This is a genomic window from Pseudomonas sp. Root569 (genome assembly GCF_001427465.1).
GTDB classification, from domain to species: Bacteria; Pseudomonadota; Gammaproteobacteria; order Pseudomonadales; family Pseudomonadaceae; genus Aquipseudomonas; species Aquipseudomonas synxantha.
In genome coordinates this window covers 43,691-68,224 of the sequence record NZ_LMGQ01000026.1, presented here as the reverse complement: position 1 = coordinate 68,224, position 24,534 = coordinate 43,691, and the positions used below count along the sequence as shown (strand labels likewise).

Genomic DNA, 24,534 nt, shown 5'->3' with positions numbered 1-24,534 from the left:
GGGGCAAGCCCCCTCCCACATATGAATGTATTCACACACCAAAATGTGGGAGGGGGCTTGCCCCCGATGGCGTCAGTCCTGCACTACCGAAACGCGTAATCCAGCACAATCCCGACAAAAATTGCCAACCCGGCCCAATGGTTGTGCAAAAACGCCTTGAAGCATTTCAGGCGATCCCTGTCTCGGGTGTACCAGAACTCCCAGGCAAAACAGCCCGCCGCGGCCAGCAACCCCAGTTGGAACCACCCGCCCAGCTCGAACCGCGCACCGGCCAGCAACAGGCAAACCAGTGACAGCCCCTGCAGCGTGAGGATGATCACACGATCAGCATCGCCAAACAGAATGGCGGTGGATTTCACTCCGATCTTCAAGTCGTCATCGCGGTCGGTCATCGCGTAATAAGTGTCGTAGCCCACCGTCCACAATAGGTTGGCGATATACAGCAACCACGCCGTCGCGGGCAGGTGGCCGGTTTCCGCGGTAAATGCCATCGGCATGCCCCAGGAAAACGCTGCCCCCAATACCACCTGCGGGTAATAGGTGTAGCGCTTCATGAATGGGTAACTCGCTGCCAGCGCCAAGCCGCCCAGGGACAGCAGGATAGTAGTGGCGTTCGTCAGCAGCACCAGCAGGAAACTGATGCCCATCAGCACGGCAAAAAACACCAGTGCTTCTTTTGAACTGATCTTGCCGCTCACCAGTGGGCGTTGCTCGGTGCGTTTCACATGGCCGTCAACCTTGCGGTCGGCCCAATCATTGATCACACAGCCGCCGGCGCGGGTCAGCACCACGCCGAGTACAAAAATCACAATATTGAGCAGAGACGGTGAGCCCTTGCCGGCGATCCACAGTGCCCAGAGTGTCGGCCACAGCAGCAGGTAGATGCCGATGGGCTTGTCCATGCGCGTCAACTGAATGAAATCCCAGGCCCTGGGATTCAGGCGGTTCAGGGACTTGAGCAGACGTTGATACATCAGCAATTCTCCGGATGATCATGCAGCGCGTGCCAGAAACCCGGCAGGAAGACTTCCGCCACCAGCACGCTCAGCGACCCGCGGTCGAAGCGCGAACGGCGCGCCCATAAACCGTCGGTCTGGTCCGCTGTCGGCAGCCATGGGCGAGGGTAGTGACACACCTCAATGGCCTGGCGGGTAAAGGCGTGGTCGCAGAACAGCAGCTCGCCCAGCGAACGGCTACCCAGCTCGTCCATGTGCAGGCCGTCGCCCTGCAAGGCGCCCCGCGCTGCCACACTGCGGGCAAACACCCACGGCTGGCCATGCCCACGCAGGTACACCTCGCGCACCCAGCCGACACTGGCCTGGGCCAGGCCCAGGGCGGCGCATTCATCATCGCGCAACGGCTGCCAGCCTTCGAACAGCGGCGTCACGCTGAAACCGTCGTTGGACAGCCACGTCAGCCGTCGTGTCAGCGAGCCTTCGTCAAACAGCCAATTGAGGGTCAGGGGCGTGGGCAAGGGGCTCAGAAGGCTCTGGGTCAGCCATTGGCCAGCATCGGGAAGGGCGATTGAGTGCGGCACAGTGAGTCAGTATTGGCAGCAAAAGAGGCGGCGAGCTTACCATGGCACCCTGATCTTTTGCCGCGCCAAACCGGCCGTTTGCGCCGATCGTGCTTGCATCTGCCGGCCCCGATCAGTACAAAACGCCCTGAGCCGTGCGGCAACGCTGGATCCACCGACCGCCGGCCAAGATGCCTGGACCTGAGGAAGTAAGTAATGAAGAAGTGGCAATGTGTAGTCTGCGGCCTGATCTATGACGAAAAGGACGGTTGGCCGGATGATGGGATCGCACCGGGCACCCTCTGGCAGGACGTTCCGGAAGACTGGCTATGCCCTGACTGCGGCGTGGGCAAAATGGATTTCGAAATGATCGAAATCGGCTGATTTTTAGTTTAAGAAACGTACTACAAGGAGAAAGGAATGAACGCACCTGTCGTGATCATCGGCACAGGATTGGCCGGTTACAACGTAGCCCGGGAGTTTCGCAAGCTCGACAGCGAGACCCCCTTGCTGCTGATCACCGCGGATGACGGGCGCTCTTACTCCAAGCCCATGCTCTCCACCGGTTTTGGCAAAAACAAGGAAGCCGACGGCCTGAGCATGGCTGAACCCGGCGCCATGGCCGAGCAGCTCAAGGCCGAAGTGCGCACCCACACACGTGTCAGCGGCATCGACCCGGGCCACAAGCGCCTGTGGATCGGCGAGGAAGCGGTGGCCTACCGCGACCTGATCCTGGCCTGGGGTGCAGAAACCGTACGCGTACCGGTCGAAGGCGACGCGGCTGAACTGATTTTCCCGATCAATGATCTCGAAGACTACGCGCGCTTTCGCGCCGCCGCTGCGGGTAAACGCCGCGTGCTGCTGCTCGGCGCCGGCCTGATCGGCTGCGAATTCGCCAACGACCTGATCGTTGGTGGTTATGAAATCGACCTGGTCGCGCCATGCGAGCAAGTCATGCCGACCCTGCTGCACCCGGCGGCAGCCGCAGCAGTGCAGGCTGGATTGGAGGGCATTGGTGCGCGTTTCCACCTGGGCCCGGTGCTCAATCGCCTGCAACGCACCACTGACGGCCTTGAAGCGCACCTGTCGGACGGTGAAGTGATCCAGTGCGACCTGGTGGTCTCTGCCATCGGCCTGCGCCCTCGCGTAGACCTGGCTGCGGCCGCCGGCCTGCAAATCAATCGCGGGATTATGGTGGACCGCCACCTCAAGACCTCCCATGCCAATATCTACGCCCTGGGCGACTGCGCAGAGGTCGATGGCCTGAACCTGCTGTACGTGATGCCGCTCATGAGCTGCGCCCGCGCCCTGGCGCAAACCCTGGCCGGTAACGCCACCGCCGTGAGCTACGGGCCAATGCCGATCACGGTGAAAACCCCGATCTGCCCACTGGTGGTATCACCTGCGCCACGGGGGACCGAAGGCGTGTGGAGCGTCGAAGGGCTGGGCGGCGATATCAAGGCCCTGTGTCGCGACGCCAGCGGTCGCCTGCTGGGTTACGCGCTGACCGGCAGTGCTGTCATGGAAAAACTGGCCCTGAACAAAGAACTTCCACCGTTGCTGGCGTAAATACCGGTCGTTCTGTCGGAATCAGCACGTTCAAGCCCCGAGAAAGGTCGCCGCGAGACTGGCGCGGCGCCCGAGGGCATGCCATCCTCACTCCCGTCTGCCGCAGAGTAGAGCCTGCGGCGCCTTGGGCGCTGCTCCAACAGAGAGCAGCACGGACATAACAACAAAAAACCGTCAAAGAGGCTTCATATGCGTAAACCAGATCTCGCAGCCGCCATCGCTGAAAAAGCAGACCTCACTAAAGAGCAGGCCAACCGCGTACTCAACGCCGTTCTCGAAGAAATTACCGGCGCCCTGCACCGCAAGGACAGCGTTACCCTGGTTGGCTTTGGCACCTTCCTGCAACGCCACCGTGGCGCCCGCACCGGCAAGAACCCGCAAACCGGTGAGCCAGTGAAGATCAAGGCCAGCAACACCGTTGCGTTCAAGCCGGGCAAGTCGCTCAAAGATAGCGTCAACCCGTAACTAGTGAGGCCGTCTCGAAGGGAGGCGGGCGGTAAAAAATGGGTACGCCGACTGGGTCGGCGTGCCCATTTTTTTTTGGCAGAGAAATTCGCGGGCACAAAAGTAGAAGGCTTATTGCATTGTTGCGAGAAATCGCGGTCGAGGTTGTATCAGGCCGAACGGCATCGGTTTTTTTAAAATTATTCGATTGATTTGGAACCAAATTCTGACGATTGACACATATAGCGCGAGATAGCAAGGAATGCGCTCTCTAAACGTATTTTTTAGAGGTGTATATATGAAAGTTGATCAGGCTTTAGTTCCGTCTTCTTACCTGCTACCCGAACAGAAAAAGACGCAAGAAAGCGGTTCCCCGGCTTCGGGGCAAGCTGAGGTAACCCCAGACCGCTCCAAAGTTGAATCTGAATCAAGTGTGACTAACGAGAAGGCCTTTAAATACCCTGCTGCAACGCCTGAAGAGATAAATGCTAAAAACAGACGTGCGGATAAGGCTGTTGCTGATAGCCTCACTTCTGAGGAGGCCACTGCACTGAGCTCTGGAAGCGATGGAAGAGCCGGGAAAGTTAAAATTCCGGTCAAAACTAAGGCGGGTACAACTAAAACGGGCACAACTAAAACGGGCACAACTAAAACGGGCACAACTACGTCGGGAACAACTACGTCGGGAACAACTACATCGGGTAAAAATCCGACGGTTACAACTACAAAGCCTAAGCCTAAGCCTAAGCCTACAAGCGCTAAACCGCAAACAATTAAGCCCGTCGGATCTGGAAATACAGCGAGTAAGCCAAATAGTAACATCAATACAATCAATAATTTGCAAGATAATATCAATCTGCCGCCACCCCCCCCTTCACCTTCTTCAGCGGCAGGTACTTTTAAGAATGCCTTGATAACGTCAGTTACAAACAACGGCGTCAGCTCATTCTTTAATGTAGGAGCGCAGATCACGTCTGACTACTTCAGTAAAAAAGAGGCGGCGCAGGCTGAAATGCCTGGAGCAACAGTGCAGAACGAGGACGGTACGATTGGCACTGTAGATCCTTTAGCGACGCAGGAACAAATAATGGATGCTCGGCTAAAAGGTGCTAAAAACTCACTTGAGTTTGCCACCGTCATGATGTCTTTTCTCAGCGAAGGTAAAGACGGCAGTGCTTTCGAGGATGTCGACGACGCGCCAGATGCTACTCCAGAGGAACGTATGGACAACCTTGAGGAAAGGATGGACATAATGGAAGAGCATTTGCCGGACTTAACCAAACGTTATAAATTCGAGTACGATCCTTATGTGCCTGCTGACTCATCCGAGCCACCGACTGAAGAGGCTCGTATGGACAATATTGAAAGACGCTACACGTACATTTTGAAAAAACTCAAGGCAGCGCGGGCCGTGATGGAGTCAAACGCATAATAAGCATAAGCGTTAACTTGAAGTGAGATGGGCGTGAGGTTGAGAACAGCGTACAGATTTATCGGGGTGGTTTTTTAGATAAATCTGTCCGCGTTCAGATACCTCGGCCAAGAGGTCTGAATAAATTTTTCCCTCTCGCTTGTTTCGCCCAGAAGGTGGCGAAAGCCCAGGTTGACATGAGCTTCAAAAGTGTTAAAGGGAACCGTGTTAAGCCCGGGTTATGACTTTTTTAAAAATCTTGAAGTAGTGCAATGAATTGTTTGGTAAATTCCGGCCCTTCATACGCCTCAAGATTTTTGATATTGAAAAGGGCACCTCGTTGCGTGGTAAGTTTTTGAAGTCGGCGCATCAATAGTTTATTGGTTTGATTGTCTGGCTCGGACGCTATCGAGGCGAGCGCTTTGCGCGCGCGAACAGATACATCTTTTAAAAAAATGTGCTGGGTGTCCGCGGGGGGGGTAATCTGTAAAAGATCACAGTTCTCAAATGTTACCCAATCCAGCTTGCACAGTTTAAAGTCAGCAAGAAGAGGGGTGTTGGGTTGATCGGCTATGAAAGCTACTTCTTGTAGCTTTCCCGAAAACTTAATGGAAGTTATTTTGCTGGCGCTGAACGTGTTGTCAATGATTTTGCACTGGGTAAATGTGCAGTTGCTGAACTCGCAGTCTTTCAGAGACGCCTCTTTGAAGTTGCATTTTATGAACGTGCAATCCTTGAATTGGCTGTTGCTGAAGCCCGATCCCTGAAAGTCGACAGTCTTGAATGAGCAATTGGTCAGCAGGGTTTTATTGAAAAATCTTGAGCCGGAGAAATCACTCTTCTCAAACATACAGCTCTCCAACACGCATTGATCAAAAATCGGATCGGAGAGTTTCGCATCTTTTAATTTACAGTCGATGATGCTCTCTTTTTCAAAGAGCGTTTTTTTAGGTAATACGAGCCCGTCCTGCTGTACGCCGGACAACACCGTTGATGGCATTTTGTTACTCACCATAATATCCCTTCATAACCATTGCCCCAGTCCCCATAACGCCGCTGATGCGTGCCTCTTTTCCAATCAGCCTTCGTCGTAAGGTCCCACCAGGTTTTAGTTTTAGTTTCATACACATCGGGAAGACGCTGTCCTGACTTCGATACCTCCAAGTGACCCAGTGATGGGTCATTTTTCACCCTGGTTTTGAAGTTTGCATCAATTCGCTGCCCTACATACCGACGATAGCGAGAACGTGCCTGTCCGAGATCACCTCTGTCATAGGCCCGTTTAACTGCCGCTCTCTGTCTCGGGGTCAACGATCTTTGTGGGTTACTGTAGATAGCCTTTCTAGCCGCATTGGCGTGTGCCTGAAGCTTAGCAGTGGTTGAGCCGCACGGGGCCCATCCCAGCGGATCGATCCATCCGTAAGGGTTAGGAGAATACTGATAAAGGTTAAAACCTCCTGCCAGCCCGACAGGGTCTGGCGTTGTAAAACGGCCCACATCGGGATCATAGAACCGAAATGTATTGAAATGCAGTCCCGTTTCCCGGTCTAGGTACTGCCCTTGAAACCGTAGGTTTTGCTCTTCAATGTAATGGGGTTCCCGAACCTCCGCCAATGTGCGGCCCCACACCTCATAACACGCCTGCCAGGTAACTTGTCCATCGGCCTCGGTCAGTTGCTCCGGGAGTCCGTTCAAATCATTGTGGTAGTAACGGATTTTTTGCAATGACCCGCTGCCGTCGATTCGGGCCAGAGGTTCATAGCCGTCCCCTTCGTATATATAAAGACTGGTCTGGCTGTGTTTGTACTCCTGTAAAAGGCGTAAACCATCCCAGATGAAATCCGTCTGGCTCAACAAATGGTCATTGTAATCGTGCTCAGTTTTCTTGATGCGCCGTCCGAGTGGGTCATAAGTCATTCTGACCACGTTGCCGTTGTCATTTCGCACTTCAACCAGCCGACTTTCAGCATCGTAGGCAAAACACTGCAAGCCATGAGCAGCGCTGCGCTTCTCGATCATCCGACCTAAAGCATCGTATGCATAACGTTTGTCTTGATAGGTAAGTAGGCGATTATGCCGTACGAGACCACCATGATTTGGGCTGTCCAGCAGATTGGCTGCGGCGTCATAGGCATAGGTTTCGGTGCGGCCAGCCTGATGGCTTAAAAGAATCCGATCGGTACTGTCGTAACCCAGGTGCTCTTGGCGATCGTGCTGGCGGTCAACGCGACGTCGGCCGATCAGATTATCACTAGGGTCGTAGCTGTAATCGGTCTCGACCAAAGGCGGCAGTTGCCAAGGCTGATCGATGCTGCGGCGCTGGCGTGAGCGAACCCTGCCACTTCGATCGTAGGCGGTACTTGTCTTGATTTGGCCCTGAGTACGCTGCACTTGGCGATGCAAGCGGTCACGTTCGAAGTCGCTGATGACTTTGCCATCGATATTCAACTGATGCAGGTGACCGCTGCCATAGTAGAGCCTGTTCAACCATCGACCGTCGGGTAAGCCGGTCTGGATCAGGTTTCCCAGTTCATCGTAACGATGCTGCACAGGCCCTGCCGAGCTTTGCTCTTCAAGCAGTTGCCCCAGCGCGTCATAGTTGAAACCGAGTACCTGTTGGCGACCGTCAGGGGCGGTGAAGGTGACACCGACCAGTTGGTCGTTCAGGTCGTGCTCATAAACGGTGGTGCCGTCCGCGGTGGTTTTACTGACCAGGCGTCCACCAGGATCGCGCTCGAACTGGTGCGACAGCGGCGTTACCGGCTCGCCCTCAGCCCCCGGTAGATAGTCCACGGCGACAACGTTGTCCAGTGAGTCGTAGGTGTAGCAGCGCCGGGTTTGATCCAAATCCTGCTGCTGCACCATACGGTCAGCTGCGTCCCACTCAAAGCGATAGCTTTCGCCATTCTCATTGGTCAGCTTGCACAGTCGTCCGTAGGCATCATGATCGAATTTGACCGAACGGTTATGCGCGTCCCAGCGTTGTTTGACCAGGCCGCGAACGTCATAGGCATAGCGTGTGGTGCTGCCGGCAGGGTCAACGTGAACAATCAGAGAACCGCTGGCGCTACGTTGAAACTGTTCGACGCGGCCGTCCGGTAGCTGACACTCCAGAAGCAGCCCCTGAAGACCGTACCGGTAACGCACTGATTCACCTTCGGCATTGGTCTGCATTAGCAGATTGCCGAAGGCGTCGTACTGATAGCGCGTTGGATAACCCGAACAATCTACCTCTTCGACCAGTTGACCCCACTCGTTCCAATGTAGTGTCCTGGTTTTCTGCGTCGCATCAATGATGCGCACTGGCTGCCCGAAACCGTCATACACGTAGCGGGTGCAGTGTCCGAGGGGGTCGATTTCTTCGATGCAGTTGCCACGCTGATCATAGCGATAGTGCCAACTGTTACCCGCCGGGTCGGTTTCCACTTGGGGCAATGCCCAGTGTTCCAGCCACTGCGTGCCGCTGGTTCTGGCCAGTGGGTCGATGACTGCACTCAAGTTGCCTGACGCGTCGTAGTTGAAGTGCCACTGGCCGTCTTGCGGGTCAATGGCACCCACCAATTGGCGTTCTTCGTTCCAATCGAATTGCCAGGTATGGCCCAGGTTATCGACGTAGCGAGTGATCTGGTACTGCGGGTTCCAATGCCGGGTGCCGACCCGCATAAGCCCGTCAGTGACGTGGGTGATACCAGCGTCCAGATCGTAGTCGAACGTGTATTGATCACCTGCATCGCTCCAGTGGCGACTGACGCGCCATTCCGGGCCTTGCGGTCCAAGCACCTCAGCCCATTGGTAGAAGCAGCGCAAACCACTTGAACGCTGGTGTTCGATCATGCGCCGCGCGCTGTCGTAGGCAAAGCGCCTTTGGGTCACGCCTTGTGCATCCATGACCTCGGCCAAGTCGCCGTTGTGGTCATAGCGATAGCTGACCAGCACGTCGCTGCGCGCGTCAAAATGCTCTTGGCGCAAGTAACGTCGTTCGATATGGCTCACGCGTCGTGGGTGTTGGGCCGAATAGTTCAGTTCGACGTGCATCAAGTCGTGGGTATCGCGCAGGCGATACAGCCGCCCCTGAGTGTCATAGTCGAGAAAGATTCGCCCTTCGTTGCGATCACCCAGCAACTGCAGGCGCATCCGAAAGCCGTTCAGCGGGTCGGGCTCGAACAGCCGATACAGGCCGTCGATACTCTCGATCAAGACCGCGCCGTCGCCGCTGCGCCTGACCACAAGACCCTCGACTGGGTCGAACGCCCCGCCTGACAGGGGGACGTAACCGATATCCAGGCGGCGTCCCTGCTCATCGATGTAAAACAGTTTTTCGTCTATATCGATCTCGACGGATACCTCATAGGCGACGCTCCATCCCGCACCAAAGAGTCCGTCGTTCCGTGTGTCGAGACTGCTGTAGAAACGCTGCCAATCCATTGGGAGCAGGCCCGCAAGCACAAAATCCAGTTCATCCTCATCGCCTAGAATCTTGGCACCGGTCGCGCTGTGCACCGGGTTAGGCGAGCCGTTCATGGCGTTTTTGAGGGCAGAGGTTATCTTGCTGGTCCCATAGGAGACGCCTGCCCCTACCAGCACACTGCCGAACAGGCAGGGTAGTTTGCTCCAGAAACATCTCACGTTGCCGCGCAGCATCAATAAAGCAGTAATCGCCAGGCCCACCCCCGGTGTTTTCCCACTCCGAATCTCCTGCACCACAATGGTCTCGCCACCAATGCGCACATCCGGAGAAATCAGGCCCTCGGCCGTCCCAATCTTGGCATCGCAGGTACTGCGATCACCGCTGCGCGCAGCAGGCTGGCCATTGATGAATACCGAGCTGGAACCTTCGGCAATGAATTGCAGCGGCATGGGCGGGTGCTTGTTGCACGCCACGGTGTCCAGTGGGCAAGGCTTGGTGCCGGGGGCGGGGGAGGCGACGGTCGGGCGCCACAACTGCGAGAAAAACTCGCCGGCCATGTCCAGGAAGCTGGGGGCCGAGGGTTCGCTGGGCGGAACTGAAACAGCGGTCATCTTGCCAGCTGCGCGGGCAGCCTTTTTACCATTGATGAAGACGTTTTCCGAGCCGCTGGTGATGAAGGCGTCGATCACTGGCGGAAATACCCAGTTGGCGGCGGACTCGCACCAACTGGATATTTTCAGGTCGGCGCCCGTGAGTCCTGCGGTGATACCGACGACAGCACCGACCACCAGCACCAGGGCAACGCCGCCGGTGGCGATGGTTGCGCCGGTCGTGATGGCAACCGCCGCCGCGACGGCAAGACAGCCCACGTAGGTGATCGCCGCATAGGCGGCCACTTCCAGCACACCTCCGAGAATATCGGCCATCACCGAGGTGTGCAGCAGTGCGTCGCCTTCTCGGGCAGCCCAGAGGTCATCACTCATTGCTCAGGCTCGACTCAAGGCGTAGCGCAAAAGGTGAGCGTGTTTTTCAGCGTTGCCCAATGCGCCGCCTCGGCAGGCCCCAGGGGCTGGGTCTTGACGTAACTCAGGGCGACCAGGTTGCGTGTGCCGGGTATCTGCATTGCCAATTGATATTGGTAAATATTGTCGCTGCCCTTGTTGAAACGGTTCTGCACTTCAAAGGCGTCGATGTCCTGCGCCGGCCCGACCTTAACCGCCTGGGCCGGGGAATAGCGAAGGTCCTTGACCTGCTGTTCGAGTTTTTTCAGCTGGCCTTCGAAATTGCTTTGCAGGCTCTCGCCGTCCGCCAACGGGCTGCGGCTCACTACCAGGGTAGTACCCAACTTGGCGAACTTGAGGATATTGATCGAGGTGTCTTGTACCTCAGTGTCCGGCAAGGTGAACTGTGCTTCGTTGATCAGGTAATTCATGGTGAAGAAATCTCGTTATTGACCAGCGCCGGGCTTGCCGGGGAATTTTGATTCGACGGCGGACTTGATCGTGTCTTGCACGCCTTGGGCGCCGGGCGATGTGCCCTTGTCGCTGCCCAGGTTGATATCCAGCTTGCCCTTCGTCTGGATCTTGCTGCTGCCGGTGGAAAACAGGTTGAACGAGCCACAGGTCAGGTTGATGTCCCCGCCTGCCTTGAGCTCGATCACACTGTCCCCGCACACCAGGCGAAGACACTCTCCGGCTTCGATGGTGTAGTGGGTGGCGGCGCTGTCCGACTTGGCCCCACCCACAATCACGGTATCGTTGTTGCGCACCACCCGCAGGCGGTTACTCCCGATGGTCACCGTCTCGTTGTGGCCAATGCTCTTATTGCGGTCATGCCCCACCGAGTGGCTTTCATCCACCTCCACCACGATGTCCTGGTTGCGTTCGGCATGGATGTACAACTGCTCCAGCCCCTTCTTGTCCTCCATGCGGATTTCATTGAAGTTGGCCGGTGTGCCGCCTTTGCTCGAGCGGCTTTTCATGCCGCTCTGGGTCGCGTTTTCCGGCAGATCGTAGGGCACGGTCTGCTCGGCGTTGTAGACGCGGCCGGTGATGATCGGACGGTCGGGGTCGCCTTCAAGGAAGCTGACGATCACTTCCTGGCCGATCCGTGGAATCTGCATCGAACCCCAGTTCTTGCCGGCCCAGGATTGCGACACACGGATCCAGCAGGAGCTGTTCTCGTTGGACTGGTCGTGACGGTCCCAGTAGAAGTGCACCTTTACGCGGCCGTATTGGTCGGTCCAGATTTCTTCGCCCTTGGGGCCGACCACCAGGGCGGTCTGCGGGCCTTTGACGATGGGGCGGTGGGTGTTGGCCAGCGGGCGGAAACTCTGTTGGGCGTCGATGCAGGTCAGGCTGCTTTCGAACTGCGCCGAGCCCGAGCCACCGCCGCTTTCCAGGCTTTCCTGGACGATGTAGTAGCGGCAGCCGACGATCAGGTATTCGCGGTTCTGGTCCTGGCGGCTGAAGCCGGTGAGGCTGAACAGATGGCCGGAGCCCAGGCCCCGCGCATTGCCGGCGAACTCGATCTGTTCATGCAGGGTTTGCAGCGCTTCGATGCGGGTGCGGGCGTAGTGTTCGCCGTCTGCGCTTTGCACATAGGTGCCCGGGTAGTCGTACAGCGGGTAGTCGCCGGCGGTGTGCGGGCGTGGCATGGCCGAGCGCACGTCGATGCTGGCGCTGGGGCGCTGGAAGTCGTAGTCGTTGAGCTCCAGCGACCCGGGCTGCACCTCCTGCGCCAGGTGCCAGTTGTGCATATGGTCGCGTTCGCGCTGCTGCTCGTCCTTGGGGTAGTAAGGGATCGACGCGTAGCCTGGTACGGTGGTGTGGGCGCCGTAAGCGTCGGCCAGCACCAGCACATGGCGGTCCTGTTCATGGCGGAAGAAGTAGTAGATGCCTTCCTGTTCCATCAGACGGCTGACGAAATCGAAACTGGTCTCGCGGTACTGCACGCAGTATTCCCACTCGCGATACGGTCGGCTCAGGGCATCTTCGAAGTCGGAAAAGCCCAGGTCGCGGAATACCTGCTTGATGATCTGCGGGATGCTCAGGTTCTGGAAAATCCGGCAGTCGGAGGTGCGGCTGAGCAACCACAGCCATGGGCGTAGGGTCACCTGGTAACTGGCGAACTGGCCCTGGTCGATGTTCTGGCTGCAACGGGCGACGATTCCGTGGAAATGCCGCTCGCCGCCGTCGGCCAGTTGCAGGCCCACGCTCATGGGTTTGCCGAGCAACTGGTTGAGGTCGATGTTGGCGTCCAGGGACGTCAGTTGCAGCTCGTAGTTGAACAGCCGGCCGAGCTCTTCACCGCCGCCCATTTCATTGAGCAACAGCACATCCGGCCCGAGGGGGCTGGTGATCTTGGCCAGGCGTGAGGCTTGGTTGAATAGCATCGGTTAACCCGTAAATGACTAAATAACTGAAGAAACCGAGTCCAAATGTGGGAGGGGGCTTGCTCCCGATAGCAGTGTGTCAGTTATGCATTGGGTGACTGATTCACCGCTATCGGGAGCAAGCCCCTCCCACAATTTTTATCGAATTCCGTCAGGTCAATCGCTGAAGTCGTAGTGCAATTCATTATCCCGACTGCTGATCCGCACCCCCGCCAGCGCCTTGCCTTCGAGCATGCGCGTGAGGAACTCGCGGCTCATGTCCGGCAGCAGGCTGTTGGTGAGGATGGTGTCGATCATGCGCCCACCGCTTTCGGTTTCGGTGCAGCGCGAAACAATCAGGTCGACCACTGCGTCGTCGTAGTCGAACGCGACTTTGTGGGTGCTCTCCACGCGCTTCTTGATGCGGTTCAGTTGCAGGCGCGTGATCGCCTTGAGCATCTCGTCGCTCAGCGGGTAGTAGGGAATGGTCACCAAACGTCCCAGCAGTGCCGGCGGGAAAATCTCCAACAGCGGCTGGCGCAGGGCCTTGGCGATCTCTTCCGGCTCGGGGATGTTCGCCGGGTCTTTGCACACCTGGGAGATCAGCTCGGTCCCGGCGTTGGTGGTCAGCAGGATCAGGGTGTTCTTGAAGTCGATCACCCGGCCTTCGCCGTCTTCCATCACGCCCTTGTCGAACACCTGGAAGAAAATCTCGTGCACGTCCGGGTGGGCTTTTTCCACCTCGTCCAACAGCACCACGCTGTAGGGCTTGCGCCGTACCGCTTCGGTCAGCACGCCGCCTTCGCCGTAGCCGATATAGCCCGGTGGCGCGCCCTTGAGGGTGGACACGGTGTGGGCTTCCTGGAATTCGCTCATGTTAATGGTGATCACGTTCTGCTCGCCGCCGTACATGGCTTCAGCCAGGGCCAGGGCGGTTTCGGTCTTGCCCACACCCGAGGTGCCGGCCAGCATGAACACGCCAATCGGCTTGCTCGGGTTGTCGAGGCCGGCGCGGGAAGTCTGGATGCGCTTGGCGATCATCTGCAGGGCGTGGTCCTGGCCGATGATGCGCTTTTTCAGGTGCTGGTCGAGGTTAAGCACGGTCTCCAGTTCGTTGCGGGCCATGCGGCCCACCGGGATGCCGGTCCAGTCGGCGACCACCGAGGCCACCGCCTGGTAATCCACGGTCGGCAGGATCAGTGGGGTTTCACCTTGCAGGGTGGTGAGGCGCTGTTGCAGATCGACCAGTTGCGCACGCAATTCATCGTTGCCGCTGTCCACCACGCCGGCTTTTTCGCGCAGGGTTGCACGGGTAGCCAGCAATTCATCTACCAAGGCTTTTTCTTCACCCCAACGGCTTTCCAGCGTGGACAGGCGCTCACGCTCGGCGCTCAGCAGCGCTTCGCTATTGGTTTGACGCGCACCAATGGCAATGCCGATCGCATGCTCTCGGGCGATGATTTGCAGCTCGGTTTCCAGGGCCTCGATACGGCGACGGCTGTCGTCCACTTCCGCTGGCACCGCGTGCAGGCTGATAGCGACGCGGGCGCAGGCGGTATCCAGCAGGCTCACGGATTTGTCAGGCAACTGGCGCGCCGGGATGTAGCGGTGCGACAGCTTCACGGAGGCTTCCAGGGCTTCATCGAGGATCTGCACCTGGTGGTGTTTTTCCATGGTCGAGGCCACGCCGCGCATCATCAGCAGCGCCTTGTCTTCCGACGGCTCGGCAACCTGCACCACCTGGAAGCGGCGGGTCAGGGCGGGGTCTTTCTCGATGTGCTTCTTGTACTCGGCCCAGGTGGTGGCGGCCACGGTACGCAAGGTGCCACGGGCGAGGGCGGGCTTGAGCAGGTTGGCGGCGTCACCTGTACCGGCAGCACCACCGGCACCCACCAGGGTATGGGCTTCGTCGATAAACAGGATGATCGGCTTGGGCGACGCCTGCACGTCTTCGATGACTTGGCGCAGGCGCTGTTCGAACTCGCCTTTCATGCTGGCGCCGGCTTGCAGCAGGCCCACGTCGAGGCTGCGCAGTTCTACATCCTTCAGGGCCGGTGGTACGTCACCGGCGACAATGCGCAGGGCGAAACCCTCGACCACGGCAGTCTTGCCTACCCCGGCTTCACCGGTGAGGATCGGGTTGTTCTGGCGCCGACGCATGAGGATATCCACCAGTTGGCGGATCTCTTCGTCACGGCCGACGATAGGGTCGAGCTTGCCGCTGCGGGCCTGTTCGGTCAGGTCGACAGTGAAGCGCTTGAGGGCTTCCTGCTTGCCCATCGCACTTGGCGCCATCGCGCCACTGGCTTCGCCCGGCACGGCGCCGGCATTGAAACCGTCGCTGGCAGTCAGTGCGTTTTCCGGCGAGTCACCGACATATTCGTCAAAGCGCTCGCTCAAGGCTTCGGCCTTGATCTTGTCGAACTCGGCCGACAACCCCAGCAGCGCATGGCGCAGGCTCGGCGTCTTGAGAATACCCAGCACCAGATAGCCGGTGCGCACCTGGCTTTCACCGAACATCAGGCTGCCATACACCCAGCCGCGCTCCACGGCTTCTTCCACATGGGAGGACAGGTCGGTGATCGAGGTGGAACCGCGTGGCAGGCGGTCCAGGGCTTCGGTCAGGTCTCGGGCCAGGCGCGCCGGTTCGACGTTGAACTGGCGGATGATGCGGTGCAAGTCCGAGTCCTGCAGTTGCAGCAACTGGTGAAACCAGTGGGCCAGTTCCACATACGGATTACCCCGCAATTTGCAGAACACGGTGGCGGCTTCGATGGCCTTGTAGGCCACGCTGTTGAGTTTGCCGAACAGTGCGGCGCGACTGATTTCACCCATGCTCTGGATTCCTTGAGGTGGTGGCGTGATCGGCGTAATGCCGGGCCAGGATTAGGTCGTTGGCGTCATGCGCAGGGCGGCCGAGCCAGGTGTTGAAGCCCAGGCGGAACTGGCCGTTGAGGTGCAGCGCCGGTACTTCGGGTTGTTGCAAAACCAGGTTCAAGTCCCAGTCCAATTCATGGCCCAGGTACTCGGCCACCCACGCCACCAGCTCGTTGAACGGCTGGCGGCCGGGCAGCATGCCCATGTAGTCATTGAGTTTCAGCGGGCCGAGGCGAATACGGAATTTGTGCTGGCGGTCCCACACAAAGCGGCCCAGGCAAAAGTCCACGCCCAGCCTATTGGCGCTCACGCCCACGCGGCTACGTTCGGGCAGCTCCAGCCATTGGCCGACGTACTCTTCGATCTCCACCGGCAGGCCGAAGTATTCGCTGAGAATGGCTTTCAAGCCGTCCGGGTAGCGGGTCTGCGCCGACAGGTGGCCGCTGTAGTGCAGCTTGGCGGTATCCGGGATAAGCCCCTGATTCTGCAGGCTTGGCATGCCGCGGCCACTCAAGGCGGCGAGGCGTGCAGACCAGTAGTCATCATCCGGGCGGTCGTGGCTGACCGTTGGCCGCGCCTCGGCCCAGGCCCGGTAGAACAGGCTCAGCAAGCGGTGGTGGAACACATCCAGGAACTGCTTGCTGGTGCTGTCGGCGTTGTTGCGCTGGCGTTCGCGTACGTATTCGGTGATGTGCAAAGGCAGCGGACCGTTGGGGCCGCCGAGGCCGAAGAAGAATTGCTCGAGCCGCGCCGGCTTGCCGTCGCCACCGGGGTCGACCGACGCCAGCGTGGCCGGGGCGAAGGTGCAATCGGCTTGCTGCCCCAGGCGCAACGGGTCATCCGCCAGGCGCAGGGAATGGCCCAGGCGCGGCAGGTCCGGCGATTCGCACTCGATACGCCGCAGCGCCTGGAAGAAGTCATATTCCCAGGGCTCCTGGTGCATCGCATCCAGGGTACTCACAGGGTCGGACGCCGTCCGGGCTTGGCTTTCCATCGCATGATCTCGCCGCGTTCGGTGGTACGGATCACCGTCTCGGTAAAACTGTTGATCGACACATAACGTGCCAGGAAGCGCTCCAGCACCGCGCCGAGCAGGAACACGCCGGTGCCGCGAAACGCGTTTTCATCGAACTCCAAGGTGATTTCCAAGCCACGGCCAAACACAATCGGACCAGGCATCGGCAGGCGTCGGGTCACGGCCTTGCTGCTGACTTCGCGCAGGCCCTCGATCTGCAATTGCAGGGCGGCATCGTTGCTGTCGCCGTACAGGCGCAGCAGTTCACGCAAAGCCCCGGCCCCCTGGCCCTGTTCGCTCAACGACAGATAATTGAGCGACAACTGGCTGATCAGGCGCCAGGCCTTTGCGTCATGGGCATGGCTGGCGCGCGGCCGGCTTGGCCCGGCGACGCAGCGCACAGACAGCACCGGGGCGCTGTCGGCCAGGGTGAAGTCGGTCTTGCCGTTACCCACGCTCATGAACAGCGGCAAGTCGCGGTTGGTGCACAACGCGGTGACACCCAACTGGCGCAGGTCATGGCCGTAGGGCGCCTGGCGGCTGTCCACCAGGCTGACGAAGGTTTCGCTGCCCACATAGGTGGAGCGCGGGCCGTTGCGGCGCTGGTCGCTGGATAACACCCGTGGCTCGCGGCGCACGGTGTAGTAAGCCAGGTCACGGCCATAGCGCGACGGGTCACGCACCGCGTAGAACGGCAAGAACGGCTGCTCCGGCCCAGTGCCATGGCCAGTGATGCCGCTCAATGAGTGAATCTCGAAATCCATTGGCCGCGTGCGGTCGGCGATCACATGGTGTTCGTTGACCCGGTCGGACAAGTGGATGCGGTCCACGCGCTTGGGAAACAGGTTGATCGCCGGGGTGCAGAACGGCAGGAACTGTGCCGCACCGACGCTGCCCTCCAGGCTCGGCTCATGACGGTCAAACAGCACGATCAGCTCCAGCTCCTGGCCGTCGCAACGCTTGACTGCACGGCTCAGTTCGGCGAACTCGACGAACAGGAAGCGATGGGGCAGGGCGAAGTATTCCTGCAACAAGCGATAGCCCTGGAATGCCCGCGCCACCACCGGCATGGCTGCGTCGGCATCGTCGAAACCCCGCGAGCGCAACGCGCCCTGGGGCAGGCGCTCGACCCAATCGCCACCAGGCTTGCGTGCAAACACCGCGCAGGCGTTGCCCAGCAGCTGTTCGTAGAGGCGGAACGGTTGCTCATCGGCGCCACTGAGATACAGCGGCAGGTTATCCAGCTCAAGGCTGTTGAATGGCAATTCGGCGCCGGTGCGCAAGGTCAGGCGCAAACCCGCCTTGGCTTTCGGCTCGCTGGCGGCCAGGCGCCCGAGCACGGCGGCGGGGTTGCCGAAGTATTCGGCGGCGCTGACCTGCAACGGCCACAACGTCACCGGGTGGGCGGTGCGGTACTCGCAGCAAGTCTGGGTTTCGCGGCCCAGGGCAGCACGTAATACGGTGTCGCGGGGCAGCGGGAAACCGCTGGCCAGGGAGCCTTCATCCGGGTCGGTCTGCAGCTGCACCACGGTCATCGACGGCGTCGGCGCCAGGTAGTGCGGGTAGGCGATTTCCAGCAGGTTGTGGGTAAAGGTCGGGTACTCGGCGTCGAGCTTGAGCTGCACCCGGGCCGTCAGGTAGGCGAAACCTTCGAGCAAGCGTTCGACGTAGGGGTCGGCGCAGTCCATGCCGGACAGGGTCAGCCGACTGGCGATCTTCGGGTATTCCTTGGCGAACTCGGCGGCGCTTTCGCGCACGTGGTGCAGTTCCTGGTTGTACAGCTCCAGCAGGCGCGGGTTCATGGGCGCCTCCGCTGGTCGGCGTTGACCACGCGTACATGGCCCGACTCCAGGTCCAGGTCGGTTTGCAGCAACAGACGCAAAGGCACTGGCTGTGCCCACAGGTCGCCTTCGATCTCGAAGCTCAGGGCGTTGTGGTTCATTTCGCCATGGCCGACTCGGGCTTTGACCCGCAAGGTGTGACGCAGGATGCGCGGCTCGAAGGTGGCGATGGCTTGGTAGATCAGGGCTTCCAGTGCCTTGATATCGACGCTGGAAACACTGTTGCCCGCCAGCGCCGGCAGGCCGTAATTGACCACCGAGGTACCGGCTGGGGTGTGCAGCGTGGCATCGGCATCGAGCAACGACGTGGTGTTGAGCAGCCACGCCAGGTCACGCAGCACCGAGGCTTTCAATTGGGTCAGGGACAGCACACGCTTGTCGGCGCTTTCCTTGGGGTTGGTCGGGTCGTCATCAGTCAACCGGTCCAGCAGGGACGGTTGCAGACGGTCGCGGGAAGCGATTTCAGTTACCACCAAAGCAGCTCCACGGACGGGTTGCGAGAGGGACAAGGTATCTGTGGCCGTGGCGCGAGGCCACAGCCACAGGGGCTATCAGCGCTTGGTATTGGAGCGGATGTTCCAGCCAAACTTGATCGCGCCGCCATCTTTGGTGCCGTCGGCTTTCTGCGGCTGGTAGTCGACCATTACTTGGGCGAAGTTCAGGGTGACGTTCTCGGTCAGGCGATCATCGGTGCCCGAGCCGCCGGTGCTCAGGGACGTGACCAGCACTTCTTCCAGGTTGATCACCATGTACTCGACCTGGCTTTCGCCACCGGCCTTGCGCACGGTCAGCTTGACCTTGTCGATGTGCTTGCCGCTGGCGCAGTGCATCATCAGGTTGGGCGAAGCCTTGTCGACGTACTTGGTCAGCGACAGGTCCTGGATATTCACCTTGCCCGCACCGCCGCCACCGCCGACGTGCATGTTGCCGGACTGGGCCATGCCCCAGCTCCAGTTCAATACGTCGATTTCGTCCTTGTGGGCCTTGTCCATGGACTCGCCCTTGATGTCGCCGATCTTGATGAAAATATCAACAGCCATGTTTTCTCCCTGTGTGGACTCTGCCACCGAATGTATTAACGCCACCGACCCCTGTAGGAGCGAGCTTGCTCGCGAAGGTCGTTAACGATGACGCTGGCATCCTGAATGAACGCGGTGCCTTGAAGTTTTTCGCGAGCAAGCTCGCTCCTACGGGGAGCGAGCCAGTCCCGATTTTTACGCGCTTTTCGCCGAAGGCAGCTTCGATACCAAACGCAACGACACTGTCAGCCCTTCCAGCTGGTAGTGCGGGCGCAGGTAGAACTTGGAGTTGTAGTACCCCGGGTTGCCTTCGACTTCTTCCACGATCACTTCGGCAGCCGCCAACGGGTGCTGGGCCTTGGTGGTTTCGGTGGAGTGTGCCGGGTCGCCGTCGACGTAGTTGAGGATCCAGTCCTGCAACCAGCGCTGCATCTCGTCCTTCTCTTTGAAGGAACCGATCTTGTCGCGCACGATGCACTTCAGGTAGTGGGCGAAACGGCAGGTGGCGAACAGGTACGGCAGGCGTGCGGCCAGGTTGGCGTTGGCGGTGGCGTCCGGGTCGTCGTATTCGGCCGGTTTCTGCAACGACTGCGCACCGATGAACGCGGCGAAGTCGGTGTTTTTCTTGTGCAGCAGCGGCATGAAACCGTTCTTCGCCAGTTCCGCTTCACGGCGGTCGCTGATGGCGATTTCGGTCGGGCACTTCATGTCCACGCCGCCGTCATCGGTCGGGAAGGTGTGGGCCGGCAGGTTTTCCACTTCACCGCCGGACTCGATGCCACGGATGCGCGAGCACCAGCCGTAGTGCTTGAACGAACGGTTGATGTTCACCGCCATCGCGTACGCGGCGTTGGCCCAGGTGTACTTGGAGCTGTCGGCGCCGTCGGTGTTTTCTTCGAAGGCAAAGGCTTCCACCGGATCGGTCTTGGCGCCATACGGCAGGCGCGCCAGGAAGCGTGGCATGGTCAGGCCGATGTAGCGCGAGTCTTCCGATTCACGCAGCGAGCGCCAGCCGGCGTATTCCGGGGTGGTGAAGATCTTGGTCAGGTCACGCGGGTTCGACAGCTCCTGCCAGGAGCCCATGCCCATCACGGTTGGCGACGCGGCAGCGATGAAAGGCGAGTGCATGGCGGCGCAGACTTTCGACAGTTCGCCCAGCAGTTCCACATCGGGTGGCGACTGGTCGAAGTAGTAATCGCCTACCAGGCAACCATAAGGTTCGCCGCCGAACTGGCCGTATTCTTCTTCGTACATCTTCTTGAAGATCGGGCTCTGGTCCCACGCGGTGCCCTTGAATTTCTTCAAGGTCTTGTGCAGGTCCGGCTTGGAGATGTTGAGCACGCGAATCTTCAGCTGCTCATCGCTCTCGGTGTTGTTGACCAGGTAGTGCAGGCCACGCCAGGCGCTTTCCAGCTGCTGGAAATCCTGGTGGTGGATGATCTGGTTGACCTGGGCGGTGAGCTTGGCGTCGATGGCGGCGATGATCGATTCGATCGACTTGATTGCGTCGTTGGACACCAGGTCGGTTTGCGCCAGGGCCTGTTCGGCCAGGGTGCGCACCGCGGTTTCCACGGCTTCGCGGGCACGCTCGGTCTTGGGCTTGAACTCTTGCATCAACAGCGAGGCGAACTCGCTGGTTTCTTCGGTGGCGCCCAGGCTGGATGCGCCTTCGCGTACGGTATTGTCAGTCATGCTTACTGCTCCCCTGCAGGCTTGGGCGCGCTGGCAAGTGCCTGAAGCAGTGCCGGGTCCTTGATCGCCTTCATGATGATTTCTTCAGCGCCGGTCTTGCCGTCCATGTAGGTCAGCAGGTTGGCCAACTGGGTGCGGGCTTCGAGCAGCTGGTTCAGGGAATCGACCTTGCGCGCCACGGCGGCCGGGCTGAAGTCGTCCATGCTTTCGAAGGTGATGTCCAGGCTCAGGTTGCCTTCGCCGGTCAACTCGTTGGGTACGTGGAACGCCACGCGTGGCTGCATGGCCTTGAGGCGCGAGTCGAAGTTATCGACGTCCACTTCAAGGAACTTGCGATCGGCCACGGCTGCCAGCGGCTCGGCGGGCTTGCCGGCGAGGTCGGCCATCACACCCATCACGAAGGGCAGCTGAACCTTTTTCTCGGCGCCGTAAAGCTCGACGTCGTACTCGATCTGCACTCGAGGCGCACGGTTGCGCGCGATGAATTTCTGAGAACTTTGCTTCGCCACGTTGCTGCTCCTGGTCGCTTGAGCGACGGTGTTGTTACTGCACGGTCCGGCGGCTTACTCGCTGTCCGGGCCGCGCAGGTTTTCAAATTGGGACATGCCGTCGGGAATCAGATTGCGCACGATGGCCGCGAAGTCGGCGTGTACCAGATTCTTCGCTCGGTTCAACAACACCGGCAGCGGGCTCGAAGGCTCGTGCCGGGTGTAATACGCAAGGATTTTGTCGAGGCTGCGCAGCACGTCATCCCGCGTGGCGATGTCGCCCGTCGGGCGCGGGGCTGCGGGCGCAGTGGCGTAATCGACCGAGGGGGCGTTGTCGTCACTGACGGCCTCGGGATCGCTGCCGCTGTCGGTGCCGGGCACCGCTTGATTGAGAATTTGCAGGGCCTGCTTGAGCGGTTGCTTCAAGGCGCTGAGATCCACGCCCTGGGCGGAACCGACCTGCTCGTTGACCTGTTGTTCGATGGCTTCGCACGCCGCGCGCGCTGCGCTCAAGGCGTCGCGAGTGGCTTGCAGGAGTTCGGGGTCGCTGTCGAGGAACGCGGCATTGAGCTGCTGGCTGCCCAGTTGCTCATCGGGGAAGCTCAGCAGGCCGCTGGCGTTAAGCGCGGCGCGCAAACTCACGGGGCCGAAGGTGCGCGAGCGCGTGAGAATACTCTCGCGCAGCAGGCGAATCGTCGTGTCGCTGGTCAAGCCGGACAGGGCATTGATGCGCACGGTGGGGTCGTTATCGTCGTCGGCATCCAGGCGCGGATGCAGGTCGGCCCAGTATTCGCGCAGCAGGGCGTTGATCAGCGTAAGGACTTCGGCCAGCCCGGCCACACCCTGGAGGGCGAGGGAGCTTTGCAGCAGGAAGTGGGTGATGCGCAGGTCTTTGCTGCGCTGCAACAAGTCGAGGCTTTGCTGCTGGATGCTGCGCCATTCCGGCGGTTCAGCGGGCAGGATCGAGTCGCCCATGCTGCGCTCGGGCTGGCCCTTGGCATCACGCTCCAGTTGCAAGAATTGCGCGTCATACTCCATGTCTTCGCCACAAGGCGAAGTCGCAGAAACGGCGGTGAGCAGCAACGGCACATCCACTGAATTCGATCTCCTTATCAGCCCGCTGAACGGCGGGCAACGCATGCTCGAGTTACGCGATGAACTTTGCATGTTTTCCTGGTCATAACATCAGGGTGCCACTATTGGGCTATCACTGATGTTCAAGAAGTTGTGCATTTTTGGTGTAGTACTTATGCCTTGTCAAGGTAAGCTATTCGCCCTCTGTGACAGATGTGCGGTGTTTAACAACCTGCGCGACTGACGGGTCGAAAGGCGTGTCCGTAGAGGATTTTTGTCATGCAAGCCAGTTAATATCAGCGATCATGCTGGTAACGGCTGATTTTGGCGGTCGTTTTTTTGCGCGACCGTGGGCAAGTCTTCAGGGAAGCGTGTCCCTTTGGATAGACCGCGCGCGATGTATCAGCAAGGAGGCAAGATGGCGCTGTGTTTGACTATCACTAGTTATCACAAGATCACCCCTGGGCAGTGCCCCGAGAAGTCCATGGACCAGGGCGTGATGGCTATCGGCCGCAGTTCAGAGAATGACTGGGTATTGCCTGACCCTGAACGTCTCGTCTCCTCCCAACATTGCGTTATTCAATACAAAGATGGACGTTATTACTTAACTGATAACAGTACCAACGGGGTTGAACTGGTTAACGCCGGTATTCGTTTGCGCAGGGGTAATAGCGAGCTGCTGCAAGATGGCGAGCTGATCCGCATTGGCGATTATGAAATCCAGGCGCGTATCGACTTCAACGTGCAGGCCGTCGGCAGCCAGCCGTTTGCCGGTGATTCGCCGAACAGCTTTGAAGCGCTGATGGGCGCCGTGACTAACCCGCCTGCGCCAACGCCGATGATCGCACCGCAGTTCCACGGCGCCTCGTCGATGGAAACCTTGCCCGATCTGTTCGATTTCCTCAGCCCCACCGCCGTGCCGCCGCCCACCGTGGCCGACCATGTACCGTCCGAGCAGCACGATTTCCGCCCGCCGGCACCGGTCGCTGTGCCTGCGCCCATACCTGAGAAACCGCAGGTGCAAGGCTCGGTCATTCCCGAAGACTGGGACCTGTTTGGCGACGCTCCCGCGCCGGTCGTCAATACTGCGCCGCCTGCTGCCCCTATTGCCCCGCCGCCACCTGTGGTCGAGCCTGTTGCGCTCCCCGTGGCCGGCGCCGAGCCACAACCCGACCTGTTGCAAGCCTTCCTGCGCGGTGCCGGCCTCGACCAGCTACGCCTGGATAAAGCCGACGCCTGCGCCCAGATGGAAAGCATTGGCCGCAGCTACCGGCTGATGGTCGAGGGCCTGATTGACGTATTGCGCGCCCGGGCCAGCCTCAAGGGCGAGTTCCGCATGCAGCAGACGATGATCCGCCCCGCCGAAAACAACCCGTTGAAATTCGCCCCGAATGCCGACGAAGCCTTACTGCTGTTGCTTCGTCACGGCAACCAGGCGTTTATGGCGCCGGATGTTGCGGTGCGTGACAGCTTCGACGACTTGCGCGCCCACCAATTGGCGGTGATGGCTGGGGTGGAAGCAGCGATAAAGCACCTGCTCATGCGCTTTGAACCGGCGCAGCTGGAAGAGCGCATGGGCAAGCCCGGTGGCCTTTCGAGTATTTTCAACGGCTCGCGCCAGGCCCAGTACTGGCAGCAATTCACCGAGCTCTACAGCAATATTTCCCGCGAGGCCCAGGAGGATTTCCAAGACCTGTTCGGCCGCGAATTCAGCCGGGCCTACGAAGAACACAGCGCACGACAGCGACGCTAAAAGCGCGTTGTACGAATGGATAAAACGGATAGCTAAGTACGTCATTGAGGACGC

19 protein-coding genes are annotated in these 24,534 nt (G+C 59.4%); 5 read left to right on the top strand and 14 right to left on the bottom strand.

The window, feature by feature from the left end; genetic code table 11:
• Positions 1–83: 83 nt before the first annotated feature.
• Both ubiA and ASD70_RS22525 read right to left on the bottom strand, forming a co-directional pair.
• Positions 84–974, bottom strand: a complete 891-nt coding sequence (ubiA, locus tag ASD70_RS22530) for a 4-hydroxybenzoate octaprenyltransferase (RefSeq protein ID WP_046070127.1) — start codon at positions 972–974, stop codon at positions 84–86.
• Entirely contained in the window at positions 974–1,537 is a 564-nt protein-coding gene (locus ASD70_RS22525) for a chorismate--pyruvate lyase family protein (protein ID WP_046070126.1), read from the bottom strand. The genes ubiA and ASD70_RS22525 overlap by 1 nt, the downstream gene beginning before the upstream one ends.
• A gap of 195 nt (positions 1,538–1,732) precedes the next feature.
• Here ASD70_RS22525 and ASD70_RS22520 point away from each other — a divergent pair, with 195 nt between their 5' ends.
• The 4 genes from ASD70_RS22520 to ASD70_RS29620 all read left to right on the top strand — a co-directional run bounded on the left by ASD70_RS22520 (position 1,733) and on the right by ASD70_RS29620 (position 4,961).
• A complete protein-coding gene (locus tag ASD70_RS22520; RefSeq protein ID WP_003213373.1) occupies positions 1,733–1,900 on the top strand; it encodes a rubredoxin in 168 nt (55 codons plus the stop codon).
• Positions 1,901–1,936: 36 nt separating this feature from the next.
• Complete coding sequence (locus tag ASD70_RS22515; protein ID WP_056847483.1) at positions 1,937–3,085, top strand: NAD(P)/FAD-dependent oxidoreductase; 1,149 nt, start codon at positions 1,937–1,939, stop codon at positions 3,083–3,085.
• A 189-nt stretch (positions 3,086–3,274) separates the two neighbouring features.
• Positions 3,275–3,550: an HU family DNA-binding protein gene (locus ASD70_RS22510; RefSeq protein WP_003195589.1), complete on the top strand. Its 276-nt coding sequence runs from the start codon at positions 3,275–3,277 to the stop codon at positions 3,548–3,550.
• 277 nt (positions 3,551–3,827) lie between these two features.
• Entirely contained in the window at positions 3,828–4,961 is a 1,134-nt protein-coding gene (locus tag ASD70_RS29620; protein WP_082561463.1) for a hypothetical protein, read from the top strand.
• Between the two features lie 229 nt (positions 4,962–5,190).
• Here the strand turns inward: ASD70_RS29620 and ASD70_RS22500 are convergent, their stop codons facing one another.
• From ASD70_RS22500 to tssA, 12 genes are all read right to left on the bottom strand, one after another.
• Positions 5,191–5,952, bottom strand: coding sequence for a pentapeptide repeat-containing protein (locus ASD70_RS22500; protein ID WP_173664465.1), 762 nt, complete (start codon positions 5,950–5,952; stop codon positions 5,191–5,193).
• Positions 5,949–10,331: an RHS repeat-associated core domain-containing protein gene (locus ASD70_RS22495; protein ID WP_056847481.1), complete on the bottom strand. Its 4,383-nt coding sequence runs from the start codon at positions 10,329–10,331 to the stop codon at positions 5,949–5,951. Before ASD70_RS22495 ends, ASD70_RS22500 begins: the two co-directional genes overlap by 4 nt.
• 14 nt (positions 10,332–10,345) lie before the next feature.
• Entirely contained in the window at positions 10,346–10,780 is a 435-nt protein-coding gene (locus tag ASD70_RS22490; RefSeq protein ID WP_046070121.1) for a DcrB-related protein, read from the bottom strand.
• Positions 10,781–10,795: 15 nt separating this feature from the next.
• Positions 10,796–12,742 (bottom strand): type VI secretion system Vgr family protein, encoded by a 1,947-nt coding sequence (locus tag ASD70_RS22485; protein ID WP_046070120.1) that lies wholly within the window; start codon positions 12,740–12,742, stop codon positions 10,796–10,798.
• 156 nt (positions 12,743–12,898) lie between these two features.
• On the bottom strand, positions 12,899–15,556 hold the full coding sequence (tssH, locus tag ASD70_RS22480; RefSeq protein ID WP_046070119.1) for a type VI secretion system ATPase TssH: 2,658 nt from the start codon (positions 15,554–15,556) through the stop codon (positions 12,899–12,901).
• The gene (tssG, locus tag ASD70_RS22475; protein WP_046070118.1) at positions 15,549–16,592 is read right to left on the bottom strand and encodes a type VI secretion system baseplate subunit TssG; all 1,044 of its coding nucleotides are present in this window, start codon (positions 16,590–16,592) and stop codon (positions 15,549–15,551) included. Before tssG ends, tssH begins: the two co-directional genes overlap by 8 nt.
• Positions 16,556–18,415 carry a type VI secretion system baseplate subunit TssF gene (gene tssF, locus ASD70_RS22470; RefSeq protein WP_056847480.1) on the bottom strand — a complete coding sequence of 620 codons (1,860 nt, stop codon included), beginning with the start codon at positions 18,413–18,415 and terminating at the stop codon, positions 16,556–16,558. The genes tssG and tssF overlap by 37 nt, the downstream gene beginning before the upstream one ends.
• Entirely contained in the window at positions 18,412–18,927 is a 516-nt protein-coding gene (tssE, locus tag ASD70_RS22465) for a type VI secretion system baseplate subunit TssE (protein WP_005792513.1), read from the bottom strand. The genes tssF and tssE overlap by 4 nt, the downstream gene beginning before the upstream one ends.
• Positions 18,928–19,005: 78 nt before the next feature.
• Positions 19,006–19,494 (bottom strand): Hcp family type VI secretion system effector, encoded by a 489-nt coding sequence (locus ASD70_RS22460; protein ID WP_005792512.1) that lies wholly within the window; start codon positions 19,492–19,494, stop codon positions 19,006–19,008.
• A 174-nt stretch (positions 19,495–19,668) separates the two neighbouring features.
• On the bottom strand, positions 19,669–21,165 hold the full coding sequence (gene tssC, locus ASD70_RS22455) for a type VI secretion system contractile sheath large subunit (protein ID WP_043048103.1): 1,497 nt from the start codon (positions 21,163–21,165) through the stop codon (positions 19,669–19,671).
• 2 nt (positions 21,166–21,167) lie between these two features.
• A complete protein-coding gene (gene tssB, locus ASD70_RS22450) occupies positions 21,168–21,674 on the bottom strand; it encodes a type VI secretion system contractile sheath small subunit (protein ID WP_016969965.1) in 507 nt (168 codons plus the stop codon).
• Positions 21,675–21,728: 54 nt separating this feature from the next.
• Positions 21,729–22,748 (bottom strand): type VI secretion system protein TssA, encoded by a 1,020-nt coding sequence (gene tssA / locus ASD70_RS22445; protein WP_056847479.1) that lies wholly within the window; start codon positions 22,746–22,748, stop codon positions 21,729–21,731.
• A gap of 397 nt (positions 22,749–23,145) precedes the next feature.
• Here tssA and tagH point away from each other — a divergent pair, with 397 nt between their 5' ends.
• The gene (tagH, locus tag ASD70_RS22440; RefSeq protein ID WP_056847478.1) at positions 23,146–24,480 is read left to right on the top strand and encodes a type VI secretion system-associated FHA domain protein TagH; all 1,335 of its coding nucleotides are present in this window, start codon (positions 23,146–23,148) and stop codon (positions 24,478–24,480) included.
• Positions 24,481–24,534 lie beyond the last annotated feature (54 nt).